Source organism: Verrucomicrobiia bacterium (assembly GCA_036268055.1).
Classification (GTDB): domain Bacteria; phylum Verrucomicrobiota; class Verrucomicrobiia; order Limisphaerales; family Pedosphaeraceae; genus DATAUW01.
In genome coordinates, this window is the sequence record DATAUW010000010.1 from 1 (window position 1) to 13351 (window position 13351).

Sequence of the window (13351 nt, forward strand, 5' to 3'; positions counted from 1 at the left end):
GAACGGGGGGAAATGATTGAGCGTGGGGTGAAGCGGGTGGGGATGTTTTCGTGGAAGAAAACGGTGGCGGATCATGTGGAGATTTATCGCAGGCTGAGGGGGAAATGATTTTGACGCAGAGGTGGAGGGAGAGAAGAAACCGATTTGACGCAGAGGCGCAGAGACGCAGAGGCGCAGAGGGGGGAAAGAAATTTGGGGTTGGGGGAATGGGGATTGGGGGCGGTGATTGATTTTTGTGGTGAGGGTTGGGTGGCTCGGCGAGATAATTAGTGATGAGTGGTGTTCCTAAAATTTCGATTTGTTTGCCGAGCCTGAATACGCGGCCGTATTTGATGGAGCGGTTTCAGTCTATTTTTGACCAGACGTTTCAGGATTGGGAGTTGATCGTTTGTGACAGTTTTTCGGATGATGGATCGTGGGAGTTGATTCAGGAATTGGCGGCGAAGGAGTCGCGCATGCGGATTTATCAGACGCCGCGCAAGGGTGTCTATGCGGGGTTCAACGATTGCATCGAGCGGGCGCGCGGCGATTATATTTATATCGCGACGAGCGATGACACGATGTCGCCGGAATGCCTGGAACGCATGGCGGCGGCGCTGGAGGCAAATCCGGATTGTGGCATTGCCCATTGCTGCCTGGATTTCATTGATCAGCAGAGCCGGAAAGTAGCGGGTGAGCATCAATGGGAACAGTGGTTCAGCACGCGGTTTTTTGGCGAGTGGAATAAGAAGAGCCATATCCGCCCGCGCGGCCACGACACGGTTCTGGCGATGGGATTGCGAAGTGTTTATTATTCGGTGACGCAGTTATTGATTCGGCGAAGCTTGTTTGCCGAGGCGGGTTTGTATGAAACGAAGTGGGGTCCGTTTGGCGATCTGGAATGGCAGATGCGAGCGGCGTTGGTAACGAAAACGGTGCATGTGCCGGAATATCTGGCGACGTGGAGGATTCACGAGAAACAGGCATCGCAAATGGACCAGCATATCAAGGCGGTGCGCAAGGGATGGTTTTTGGAAATTGCGGATTCGGTGATTCGATTTTCGCGAGTAAAGAATTTGCCCTTTGCGGGCGGGTTGCCAACGCGGTTGCGGCGATTTTATGGGATGGAATGGATCGGCGCGAAGGTGAGCGAAAGAAAAAATGTTTTTGGGAAACTGAATGTCCTATTTCAAACCCTGGGCGCGGACCCGACACTGACGATTTCGTTTCTTAAAGAGCGCATAGAAACGAAAATATTTCACAAGCAAAAGGACTATGAAAAGGAATTGCGGACGGAATTGAATCTGGCGGGGTTGAATGCGTTGCTGGCTGTGAAATGAGTTTGGAAAAAAATCCCGATCTGAGGGCTGCGCTGGGCCAGGCGGCTAAGGCGATGATAAGTGAGGTCCTGAAGGAGGCGAGCGGGATGAATGAATTCGCGGAGAGTCTTGGAGTTAAAAAGCGGGAGGCAAAACCGGCAATGGCGGCTTGCGTGTGAGGATTTTGCAGGGTAGGGGAATAAACGATTTTGACGCAGAGGCGCAGAGGGGAAGGAATTCGCGGGCATTGATGGAATATGGATTGGGTTAATGTTTTTGTTTGTTAGGTTTTGTTTCAAGGAACGGGCCTGCCTCGCTTTGCTCGGGATAGACTTTTTTTGAGGGGTGGCGTTTTCCCCCCGGCTGAAGCCGAGGGTTAATGAGAAGCGATGGGTTTTTTGTGGGGCGATAGTAGAGTGGTGGGAGGTTCTTTAACTTCTGCGGATTGGCGCAAAGGTTAAAGTTTTTGTTTGTTAGGTTTTGTTTCAAGGAACGGGCCTGCCTCGCTTTGCTCGGGATGGACTTTTTTTGAGGGGTGGCGTTTTCCCCCGGCTGAAGCCGGGGGGTAATGAGAAGCGATGGGTTTTTTGTGGGTGATGGTAAAGTTGGTACGGATTTTTTTTGGTTCCTGCGGGGCTTGGGGGTTGTGGTTTGGATGCGATGGTTTTTATTCGGGATGTGCCGACCCCTCTCTCCGGCTCTCTCCCCACGCGGTCGTGGGGCGAGAGGGACGGAGTGCGTCGGGTTGGCGGTTGCAGGTGACGAGGATGGCGCTGGTTGGGTCGTTGATTTCTGTCGTCCATGCGGGACTTGATTTGGAACGGATGTAAACCCAGCCATAAATGGCTGGGCTAAGTTCGGTCGTCCCTGCGGGACTTCGGCGTTGTGATTTGGACGCGATGGTTATTCGTGGTAAGACAGCCTCTCTCTCCGGCTCTCCACGCGCGGTCGTGGGGCGAGAGGGACGGAGTGCGTCGGGTTGGCGATTGCAGGCGACGAGGATGGCGTTGGTTGGGTCGTTGATTTCTTTCGTCCCTGCGGGACTTGATTTGGAATGGATGTAAACCCAGCCATAAATGGCTGGGCTAAGTTCGGTCGTCCCTGCGGGACTTCGGTGGATCAGCAATTCCGTCCTATCATACCATGATAGGTTCCGGCGTCCTTTCAGGACGCAAAGGGAATGGCTTTGGTGTTCCGGGGGTAGCGTCGCGCGTCGCGCGTCTCAACCGCCCGGCTAATATCCTTCAACCCTCCGGGTTGCAAGAAACTGAAATGTGCCTGATAGGCTAAGTGGGTTGCTGGCGGTGAAATGATTTTTTAAGTCTTTGATGAAACCACTACGAATTGCGCTCTGGAATAATCTTCCAAGCGGGGGCGGCAAGAGGGCTTTGTTTGAGTTCGCATCCAGATTGAAAAAACGGGGGCATTATTTGGAATCGTGGTGTCCTCCGACTGCGCATAGAAACTATCTTCCGCTGGGGGCGATGATGACGGAGCATGTGGTGGATTATGATCAGACGCCGTTTCAAGTGAGGTTTCCGTGGGAGCGATTTGGCAAGGGGGTTCGGATGGCGGGCAAGAAATTCGCGGCGATGGATCGGCATTGCCGGGAGTGCGCGGAGATGATGAATGCGGGTGGGTTCGATGTTTTGCTGGCGACCAATTGCTGGTATTTCGCGGTGCCGCCGATTTCACGGCACGTTCGGATTCCGAAAGTATTGTATCATCAGGAACCGCAACGGTGGTTGTATGAGGCACGACCCACGCTGCCGTGGATGGCGCCATCGGCGGTTGATCATCGGGTGTGGCCGCCGAAAAAATTGCGGCGATTGATTACGGACTACGGCAGCGTGGTCAGTAACCGGATTGCGGTGCGGGAGGAGTTGGAGAGTGTCCGGGCTTTTGACGTGGTGCTGGCGAATTCGTCGTTCAGCCGGGAGAGCATGATCCGCAGTTACGGAATCGAACCGCGATTGTGTTATCTGGGCGTGGATAGCGAGATGTTCAAGCCGACCGGGGTTAAACGAGAAAATTATGTCGTGGGCCTGGGCGCGTTTCAATGGCACAAGGGAATTGATACGGCGATCCAATCCATCGGAGCGGTGGCGGCGGAAATTCGGCCAAAGCTGGTGTGGATCGGGAATATGGCGGAGGCATCGTACGTGGGTGAGATGACACAACTGGCGAAGAAGCTGGCGGTGGAATTTGAGCCGCGGCAGTTGATCAATGACGACGCGCTGGTGGATACGCTCAATCGCGCGGCAGCGATGATTTATACGTCGCGGCTGGAACCGTTTGGGTTCGCGCCGTTGGAGGCGAACGCTTGCGGCACGCCGGTGGTGGCGATCGCGGAAGGCGGCGTGCGCGAGACGGTGCAGGATGGAATCAATGGTTTGCTGGTGGCGGATCGAGAGGTCAAAGCGCTCGGCGCGGCGGTGGAGCGGTTGTTGAGAGACGGGGAATTGGCGCGAAAACTCGGCGAGGCGGGGCGGCGGTTGGTGAGTGAGAAATGGACGTGGGACGCTTCGACGAATCATTTGGAAGAAATTTTGCGTGAGGTTCAAGCGGGGCGGAATTGAGACTATGAGTTGCCCCAAAATCAGTGTGATGGTGCCGGCGTATCGCCCAAACGAGGCGTATTTGCGGGAGACGTTAGAGTCTGTGTTGCAACAAGATGCGGTGGAAGAAATGCAGATTGAAGTGGTGGATGATTGTTCGCCGGAGGTGGATGTGGCGGGAATGGTGCGCGCGATTGCGGGCGATCGGGTGGGAATTTCGCGGACGGCGAAGAATTCTGGACTGGCTGGTTGTTGGAATGAGTGCATCGCGAGGGCGCGCGGCGAGTGGGTACATATTCTTCATCAGGATGATTTCGTGCTGCCGGAATTTTATGGGACGTTGACTGAGGCGGCGCAGGTTCATCCCGAAGTTAATTTGTTAGCGACGCGATCATTTTATGTCACGCCGGAAGGAGTGATTCAGGATGTGACACCGCGGGTGAAAAATTTGGAACAAGGCAGCCGGGTGGTGGATGATTTTTTTTATGCGACGCCGATTCAATGTCCGGGCATTATGGTGAAGGCATCTTTTTATAAATCGCACGGCGGCTTCCGAACCGACTTGCCTTATACTTTGGATAGCGAGATGTGGACGCGAGTGATCGGCACGGCAGGTGGTTTTTTGAGTTCAAAAGTTTTATCATGCTATCGCATCTCTGGCGAGAACCAGACCGCGCGCCTGGCAAGGACGGCGGACAACTTGCATGACCTTGAACGCTTGCACCAAATTTTCGCAAGGCTTTATCCCACGTTCGACCCGGACCGGGGAAGGAAACATATTTCCAGCATGGCGCTGCGGGAAGCGGAGCGTTTTGCCAGCATTGGCCTGCCGGATGTGGCGAAGGCGCAATTAGATTATTGGAAAAGAAATGCTCCGCTTTCGCATCGGGTGAGTCACGGCATAAGAGGGCTTGCTCGCCGGTTCTCAAAATAATCCGCTGCCCATGCGCATCAGCCCCGGAAGCCTGCGGAGATTCATCGCCCGAAAATGGACGCGCCGGCAGATGCGTGGAATCAACTTCACGGTGGTCTCGAATAATTGCTGGGGCGCGCATATTTATCAGCAACTCGACCGGCCTTACGCGACGCCGTTCGTGGGCTTGTTCCTGATGCCGGATTGTTATTTGCGATTGCTATCCGATTTTCGAAATCATCTCGCCAAACCAATCACGTGGAAGGCGGCGTCGAAATATGATGAGTTGAATCGGATGCGAAGTGAGAAGGGTTTGAGTTATCCGATCGGTGATTTGGGCGCGGACATCGAGATTCATTTTCTACATTACACGAACGCGGACGAGGCGTTGGTGAAATGGAATCGCCGCCGGGAGCGCATGACGGTGAATGATAATGAACTGTTGATCAAGTTTTGCGATCGCGATGGTTGCACGCCGGCGCAGATGGCGAAATTCGACGCGCTGAATTTCTCCAAAAAAGTTTGTTTCACCAGCCGTCCTTATCCGCAAATCAAATGCGGCGTGTGGGTGCGGGAAGAAAAAGGGCCGACCGTGGCGGACGGGCTGGTGCTCTCGCGGATGTCGTATAAATATTTTGACGCGGTAAAATGTATCCGCACGGGAGACGGGCGGGTGTTTGGAATGCCGGTGTTGCGGTGCATGTGATTGCGGCTGGCTGCGATTGACGGGCAGGGAGCGAAAAGCTAACATCGCGGCATGAAGAAAAGCACTGTTAGAACGGGTAAGGCCCGGTTTTCAATTTCCCGTTCCTCGTTGAAGTTGCGGCATGTCCAGTTCAGAGCGGTAGTTAAAAAAGTGATGATGGCGGGTGTCCTTTGAGCGTCGCCATGTCTTCGCCCATGAAGCAGTGGATTGACGGTTACATCACGTCTCAAAAAGCCGCGCACGATTCCATTCCGATGGATGCCGTCGCGCAACTCATCGAGACGTTGCGCATCGCGCTCGCGGAAGACCGGCAAATTTTTGTTTTTGGCAACGGCGGCAGCGCGGCCAACGCGGCGCATTTCGCGACTGACCTGGGCAAAGGCGCTTCGGACAAAGTCGGCAAGAAACGATTTCGCGTCATCTCGCTTTCCGACAATGTGAGTTGGACGACGGCGTTGGCAAATGATTACGCATACGAAGATATTTTCGCCGGGCAGTTGCAAAATTACGGGCGTCCGGGCGACCTGGCGATGGGCATCAGCGTGAGCGGCAATTCGCCGAACTGTGTAAAGGCGCTGACCTGGGCGAAAAGGAACGGTTTGAAAACGGTGGCGCTGGTCGGCGGCAAACGCGGGGGAATGGCCGAAGTGGCCGACCACGCACTGGTGATCAATGACACGCACTATGGGCGGGTCGAGGACGCGCAAATGTGCATCTGCCATTTATTGTGCTATGCGTTCATCGAGCATCCCGAATGGGCCAAAGTCTAAGGTCTTTGCGGACGGTTACTTTCGCATCAAACCGACTCAAGCCCGGACGAGAATTTGCCGATTTATGCAAGTGCGCGTGTGCCGTTTTACGCCGGTTGAATCTTGAATTTAAACTCGATTTTGCTCCCTGAAATCGGGAAACTTAGCAATACACAAATTATGAAAATCTGCGTTGTCGGGCTTGGCTACGTGGGGCTTCCGTTGTCCCTGCAATTCGCCCGCTCAGGTGTGGCGGTCCTCGGGTTGGACATTGACCAGGCAAAAGTTGAAGCGATCAACTCCGGGCGGAGTTACATTAAACACATCGCGTCCGAAACCATCGCCGAAATGGTGAAGGGCGAACACTTCGCCGCCTCAACGAATTTTGCGCGCGTCAAGGAAGCCAATGCGGTCATCATCTGCGTGCCCACGCCGCTGAACAAAAATCGCGAGCCGGACATTTCCTTTATTTTAGAGACGGGCAAATCCATTGCGCCGCATTTGGCAAACGGCACGCTCGTGGTGCTGGAATCCACGACTTACCCAGGTACGACCGATGAGGATTTGCGCGAAGTGCTCGAAGAAGGTTCGGGCCTGAAGGCGGGCACGGATTTTCATCTGGCATTTTCGCCCGAACGCGAAGATCCGGGCAATGCGGCGAGCAAGGTACAAATGATTCCCAAGGTCATTGGCGGTTACACGCCGCAATGTTTGGAGCGCGCGAAGGAACTTTATGGCAAGGCGATCCAGACGCTCGTGCCGGTTTCGTCCTGCCGCGTGGCCGAGGCGACCAAGCTGCTCGAAAATATTTTTCGCAGCGTGAACATCGCCTTGGTCAACGAACTCAAACTCGTTTACGGTGCGATGGGCATTGACGTTTGGGAAGTCATCAACGCCGCGAAAACCAAGCCGTTTGGTTTCATGCCGTTTTATCCCGGACCGGGATTGGGCGGGCATTGCATTCCGATTGATCCGTTTTATTTGACGTGGAAGGCGCGCGAGTACGGGCAGAACACGCGGTTCATCGAATTAGCTGGTGAGATCAATACCTCCATGCCACAGTACGTCATCAACCGCACCGCTGAAGCGCTGAATTCCCAGCGCAAACCGGTCAATGGCAGTTGCGTGTTGATTGTGGGCCTCGCGTATAAACCGAACGTGGACGATGACCGTGAATCGCCAAGTTACGTGTTGATGGATCTGTTGGGTGAACGCGGCGCGGATGTATCGTATTACGATCCTTATGTCGCCGTGATTCCAAAGACACGCGAGCATCCGCATTGGGCGGGGACGCGTTCGGTGGCGTGGAACAAAGAGACGATTTCAAGCTTTGACGCGGTGATTATTGCCACGCATCATCAGGCGATCAATTACCAGGAACTAGCGGATTGGGCGCAGTGCATCGTGGACACACGCAACGCCATGACGGCGGTGCAAGCGAAACCAGGACAGGTTTGGAAGGCATAGGCGGGTGCGCGCGGGGAGCGAGGGGCGCAGGCCGGCATAAAATTGTGAGACGACATAAGCGGACTATCATTGCCAGGCGAAAAAAACAGGCGCGAGCGATTTTGCTTTGCCTGATGGGTGGCGCGTCCGCCGCGAGGGCGCAATCCATGTTGGCCCCGGTCGCGCCGTCTTATTCCACCACCCCTCCGGCGGTTCTGGACACAGAATTCGGAGAATCGGGCACGGTCAAAACCTGGTTGGACAATGCGCTTCCCAGTCCCGCGGATCTTTTTAATTGGGGGCCCGTAGTTTTGCATCCGCACGTGGATTATTCAGTCACCTACGGCAGCGGACTGGAATCCCAACCGGGCGACCAGAACACGAGCGTGATTCAGCGATTCACACCGGGCGTATTGTTTAATATAGGAACCCACTGGACATTGGATTACGCGCCGACCTTCGTTTTTTATTCAAACAGCCAGTTACGTGATGCCGTAAATCAGTCGGTGACTCTGAATTGGGGGACATCATTCGACGACTGGAGATTGAATTTGTCTCAAAGCTATCAAAGTTCTTCCGACCCGCTGGTGCAAACCGGCACGCAAACCGCTACCGAAAATTATAACACGATCCTGGATGCCTCGTACGCTTTCAATAGCAAGATGTCGGTTGACTTGAATTTTAATCAATCCGTCAATTCCGCCGATCAGTTTTCGAGTTCGACCACTTGGAATACACTGGACTATCTCAATTACCAATTCTGGCCGCGCCTGACGGCGGGTGTAGGATTGGGTGTCGGTTATGATAGTGTCAGCAATGGCCCCAACATGTCGCATGAGACGGCCCAGGTCCGGGTGGATTGGCGGGTGGCCAATAAATTGAGTCTCAACGTGCATGGCGGCGGTGAAGACCGGCAGTTTATCCATAGCGACGAAGGAAACTTGATCAGCCCGACCTACGGCGCGGCCATTGTCTATACCCCCCTGGATTTTACGGCCATCAATTTGTCGCTGGATCGCAATGTTTCGCCCGCCATCACGACGGGTGCGCAAGCTTCGGATGCGACTACTCTTTCCCTTAGCTTGAACCAGCGATTGTTAAAACGCTTGCAGCTTTCGGTAATAGGAACTTACATTCGATCAGAATACATCAACTCTGTAAGCGGACCACTGGCGCTGAATTTTCCGCTATCAGCGGCGGTGTTCAATCAAAGCCGCACCGACACGTATTATTCATTGAATACGCAACTCAGCCTCACGCTTTTACGGCGGGTGGTGTTGTCCGGCACCTACCAATATAGCGAAAACATGTCCACGGTCGCCGGCTTCGGCTTTTCGAGCAGCCAGGTTGGAATTGACATCAGTTATAGATACTGATGGTCGGGGACGCCGGTTGCGTTGTTCGAGGAGCACGAAGTTCTACTCTTTTATGCACACAGAAAAAATAACTCGCCTGGAGGAGAAGTCGAATCCGGCGCCGATGGCATCCGGAGTGATGGGAAATCCGCCGTTCGCTCAGGAGCGCGGATATTTGCCGGCGCTGTTGATAGTGCTGGCCTGTTTTGCCATTCCCTTGTGGCGGTTGGTGATGTTCGCGTTGCACGACGATTTATATTCGTACGTTTTGCTGTTGCCGTTCGTGAGCTGGTATCTGGTGCGCACCAAGCCACCGCAAGCGCTGGCGGCGTCAAAACCATTGCGGCCGCTCGGCGTGATTTTAATATTAGCGGGCGCGGCGGTGGGAGTGGGTTACCTGATGAAGGGCGCCGGTTTCACGACGGCGTACGCGGAAGATTATTTGTTCGTGAACATCCTGGCGTTCTATCTGTGCTTTCTGGGCGTGAATTTTCTGTTCCTCGGGCGGGCGACTTTGCGCGCACTGGCTTTTCCCGTGGGGATGCTGGCGTTCATGATTCCAATGTCGCTGGCGATGCGCACCAGTTTGGAGACTTTCCTGCAATACGGCTCGGCTTACTGCGCTGATGGGATGTTCCGGCTGGCGGGCACCACGTTTTTTCGCGAGGGGCTGCTTTTTCATCTGCCGAGAATCAATATCCTGGTCGCGCCGGAATGCAGCGGCATTCATGCGAGCTGGATTTTGCTGATCACCAGCTTGCTGGCGGGTTATCTGTTTCTGGACACGATGTGGCGGCGAACGCTGTTGGCGGTATTGGTGTTGCCGCTGGCGCTGGTGAGAAATGGCTTCCGCGTTTTCACCTTGGGAGAACTTAGCATCCACATCAGTCCGGCGGTGATGGACTCGCCCATCCACCATCAGGGCGGGCCCCTATTTTTTGGAATCTTCATAGTGCCATTTTTTCTATTGCTGATATGGCTCAGGCGTTCGGAGCGTCCGCGCGCAAAAACCGAAACGCAAAAAAATTGATTGAGAAAAGCATGAAAAAATTATCCCGATTCATTGTTCCATGCCTGTTGCTGTTCGTGCTGGCGGCGGCGGGTTGCTCCAAAAGGTCGCGCGAAGCGAAGTTTCTCCAGCGTGCGGACAAATATTTTGCCGCGGGTGATTACGACAGCGCGGAACTGGAGTACATCAACGCCCTGCGGATCAATCATCAATCCGCCCGGGCTTACGGGCGGCTGGGCATCATCTCGTTCGAGCAGGGCCGCTTGCAGCGGAGCTATTCGCTTTTGCTCAAGGCCTGCCAGTTGGAGACGAACAACATTGATTTCCGCCTGGAACTGGGATTGTTCGATCTTTCAGCCGGGCGGCGTGAGAAAGCCCGTGAAGAAGCGATGTTCGTGTTGAGTCATCGCCCGGATGATCCGCAAGCGCCGGGTTTGCTCGCCGATGCGGCCGAGACGTCTCGACAGATGGACCAGGTAAAGGCTTTTCTGCAAAAGCTAAACGTGCCGCCGGCCAGAAGCGCCCCGATCGAGACGGCCATCGGTGAAATGGATTTGCGCGAGCGCAATCAGACCGAGGCGCTGGCCGCGCTCCAAAGGGCCAAGACTGCCGATCCAAAATACGAGCCGATGTACGATGCGCTGGCGAACTATTATTGGTCGGAGAAAGATCTCAAACGCGCTGATGAGGCCTTCAAGGCGAGCATTGAAACCGCGCCGCCGCGGTCCGTGCGCCGGTTGAAATACGCGCAGTTCAAGATTCAGAACGGCGATATTCCCGGTGCACGGCTGATACTGGAAGAGAGCATCAAGAAAGCGCCGGATTATATGCCGGCCATGACGACCCTCGCGGGCGTGGACGTGGCGGAGAAAAAATTCGATTCCGCCAACGAATGGCTCGGCAAGGTGTTGGCGCGCGATCCGGACAATTACGAAGCGCTGCTCATGAGTGGCCGCCTGGGGTTGATGGTCAACGAACCGGACAAAGCGGTGGCGCAGTTTGAAAAAATGGCGCGCGCTTATCCGAAAACACCGCAGGTCATGTATCAGCTTGGCCTCGCGTACAATGCCGCCGGTGATACGACCAAAGCGTTCGCCACGCTGAACCAGATCGTCAATCAAAACACCAATTTTTACCAGGCCATCCTCGCGCTCGCGCAAATGAAAGTGGCCAAGGGTGATTTGAATTCCGCCGTCGTCTCGCTGCAACAAATCCTTCAGCAAAAACCAAAGATGCCGGAAGCCCAGCTCATGCTGGCTGATACTTACCGTTTGCAAGGCGATCTCGAAGCCTCGGCAAAAGTCTATCGCCAGGTGGAGCAGGAATTTCCGGACAACGCGCAGACGCCCGTGCTGCTGGGCGTGGTCCTGATGCGGCAGCAGAAATGGCCGGAAGCGCGCCAGGAATTCAACCGGTCGCTTGCCCTCGCGCCGGATTATTTTTCGGCGCTGGAAGGGCTGACCGATCTCGACCTCCAGGAACGAAAATTCTCTGACGCGCGGGACCGGGTAGAGCGGGAGATGCAGAAGAACCCGAAAGATCCGCAGCCCACTTTGCTGCTGGCGAAAATCAATGTGCTCGACAACAAAGTGCCCGAAGCCGTGGCCGCCCTGCAAAAGGCGATTGATGCGCATCCTGAATTCCTCCAGGGCTCGTTCACGCTGGCGGAAGTGTACGCGGATTCCGGACAGAACCAGAAGGCGATGGATACCATCCGCGGAATTGTGTCCAAGCATCCCGATCAGATCGGTTCGTGGCTGTTACTGGGCATGATCGGCGACAAAATCAAGGACTACAAAGTGTCCGTGGAAGGATACCAAAAAGTCATCGAACTGGATCCCAAACGCAGCGTGGCCCTTAACAACCTGGCCGTGCTTTATTCTGAGCATGGCGAATTGGACAAGGGCTATGACATGGCCCGCCGCGCCCGCGAATTGCTGCCGTATGAAGGTTCCACGGCCGACACTCTGGGCTGGATCGTTTACAAAAAAGGTGATTACGCGCAGGCGGCGACACTGCTGCGCGAAAGTGTCACGCAACAGCCCAACGCCCCGGATGTGCAACTCCATTTCGGCTTGGCGAGCTACATGACTGGTGATGAAGAAAACGCGCGCCCCGCTTTGCAATACGCCGTGAAAGTTCTGACCCAGGCGAAGCTGCAGATCGAAGGCCAGGACGTCGCCCAACAACGGCTGGCGACGCTGGCGATTGACCCGCGAACCGCCGGGCCCGAGGCAAAAGCGGCCTTGGAAAAACAAGTGGCCGCGCAACCGGACGACCCGGTGGCGTTAAACAAGCTGGCGTTCATGTACGTTCGTGATGGCGCCGCGGACAAGGCTGTCAGCGCATACGAATCAGTCCTCAAGGCGAACCCAAAAAATGTGCCGGCAATGGTCCAGTTGAGCCGTCTCTACGCCGCGCAGCCTAACCAGACAGACAAGGCTCTGGCGCTCGCCAAGGAAGCTTACAAACAGTCGCCCACGATGTCCGGCGTCGCGCAAACCTTCGGTCACATGTCATTGGTTTCGGGCGATTACAAACTCGCATTGAACTTGTTGACGGACGCCGACCGCCAGAAACCGGGCGATCCGGATTTGCTTTACGACCTCGCGCAGGCGGCGTACGGCGAAGGCCGCGTGGTGGACGCGCAATCGTATTTGCAGACGGCGTTACAGAGCGGTTCCAATTTTGCGCGCGCTGCGGAAGCAAAACATTTTCTTGATTTGGTGATGCTTTCGTCTGACCCCGCACGAGCCACGGCGGGCGCGTCCACGGTGGATGAGACTTTGAAGAGCAATCCCAAGAGCGGTCCGGCCTTGATGGCGATGGGCCTGATTGATGAACAGAAATCCGATTTCAGCGGCGCGATCGAGAATTATGACAAGGTGCTGGATCTTTATCCCGATTTTTCGCCGGCGCGGCGGCGGCTGGCGATCCTTTACGCGAACCAGCCCGGCGTGGATGACAAAAAGGGTTATGACGTGGCGGTGAAAGCGTATCTCGCGTATCCCGACGATGCGGATGTCTCGCGGGCGCTGGGGATTTTATTGTATCGCCAGGGTGAGTTCACGAAATCTTCGCAACGGCTTAAGGACGTGCTGGCGAAGAAAAATAATGACGCGCTGGTGAATTATTATCTCGGCATGGACCAGTATCAACTCAAGCAGCGCGCGGAGAGCAAAAAGAATTTGCAGCGAGCGGTGGAATTGAAACTGCCCGAGAAACAGGCCGCGGAAGCCCAGCGCGTGCTGGTGGAATTGAAGTGATTTCGCGGCGTGGCAAGTTTACCATTTCGCGACCGTCCGTTGGGCGGTCGC

At 55.1% G+C, this 13351-nt stretch carries 9 protein-coding genes; all 9 read left to right on the forward strand.

The window, feature by feature from the left end:
* Positions 1-272: 272 nt before the first annotated feature.
* The 9 genes from VH413_03930 (at position 273) to VH413_03970 (ending at position 13300) form a co-directional block, all read left to right on the forward strand.
* On the forward strand, positions 273-1319 hold the full coding sequence (locus VH413_03930; GenBank protein ID HEX3797827.1) for a glycosyltransferase: 1047 nt from the start codon (positions 273-275) through the stop codon (positions 1317-1319).
* Positions 1320-2782: 1463 nt separating this feature from the next.
* Positions 2783-3877: a glycosyltransferase family 4 protein gene (locus tag VH413_03935; protein HEX3797828.1), complete on the forward strand. Its 1095-nt coding sequence runs from the start codon at positions 2783-2785 to the stop codon at positions 3875-3877.
* A gap of 4 nt (positions 3878-3881) precedes the next feature.
* Positions 3882-4790, forward strand: a complete 909-nt coding sequence (locus tag VH413_03940; GenBank protein HEX3797829.1) for a glycosyltransferase — start codon at positions 3882-3884, stop codon at positions 4788-4790.
* A gap of 10 nt (positions 4791-4800) precedes the next feature.
* Complete coding sequence (locus VH413_03945; GenBank protein HEX3797830.1) at positions 4801-5475, forward strand: DUF1919 domain-containing protein; 675 nt, start codon at positions 4801-4803, stop codon at positions 5473-5475.
* Between the two features lie 194 nt (positions 5476-5669).
* Entirely contained in the window at positions 5670-6245 is a 576-nt protein-coding gene (locus VH413_03950; protein ID HEX3797831.1) for an SIS domain-containing protein, read from the forward strand.
* Positions 6246-6404: 159 nt separating this feature from the next.
* Positions 6405-7691: a nucleotide sugar dehydrogenase gene (locus VH413_03955; GenBank protein ID HEX3797832.1), complete on the forward strand. Its 1287-nt coding sequence runs from the start codon at positions 6405-6407 to the stop codon at positions 7689-7691.
* Positions 7692-7735: 44 nt separating this feature from the next.
* Positions 7736-9046 (forward strand): outer membrane beta-barrel protein, encoded by a 1311-nt coding sequence (locus tag VH413_03960; protein HEX3797833.1) that lies wholly within the window; start codon positions 7736-7738, stop codon positions 9044-9046.
* Between the two features lie 52 nt (positions 9047-9098).
* On the forward strand, positions 9099-10055 hold the full coding sequence (locus tag VH413_03965) for an exosortase/archaeosortase family protein (GenBank protein HEX3797834.1): 957 nt from the start codon (positions 9099-9101) through the stop codon (positions 10053-10055).
* An 11-nt stretch (positions 10056-10066) separates the two neighbouring features.
* Positions 10067-13300, forward strand: coding sequence for a tetratricopeptide repeat protein (locus tag VH413_03970; protein HEX3797835.1), 3234 nt, complete (start codon positions 10067-10069; stop codon positions 13298-13300).
* Positions 13301-13351 lie beyond the last annotated feature (51 nt).

Bases quoted from the DNA above. Each gene is read 5' to 3' on its own strand.
- VH413_03930 (HEX3797827.1), top strand. From the start codon at position 273: ATGAGTGGTGTTCCTAAAATTTCGATTTGTTTGCCGAGCCTGAATACG.
- VH413_03935 (HEX3797828.1), top strand. From the start codon at position 2,783: ATGATGACGGAGCATGTGGTGGATTATGATCAGACGCCGTTTCAAGTG.
- VH413_03940 (HEX3797829.1), top strand. From the start codon at position 3,882: ATGAGTTGCCCCAAAATCAGTGTGATGGTGCCGGCGTATCGCCCAAAC.
- VH413_03945 (HEX3797830.1), top strand. From the start codon at position 4,801: ATGCGCATCAGCCCCGGAAGCCTGCGGAGATTCATCGCCCGAAAATGG.
- VH413_03950 (HEX3797831.1), top strand. From the start codon at position 5,670: ATGAAGCAGTGGATTGACGGTTACATCACGTCTCAAAAAGCCGCGCAC.
- VH413_03955 (HEX3797832.1), top strand. From the start codon at position 6,405: ATGAAAATCTGCGTTGTCGGGCTTGGCTACGTGGGGCTTCCGTTGTCC.
- VH413_03965 (HEX3797834.1), top strand. From the start codon at position 9,099: ATGCACACAGAAAAAATAACTCGCCTGGAGGAGAAGTCGAATCCGGCG.
- VH413_03970 (HEX3797835.1), top strand. From the start codon at position 10,067: ATGAAAAAATTATCCCGATTCATTGTTCCATGCCTGTTGCTGTTCGTG.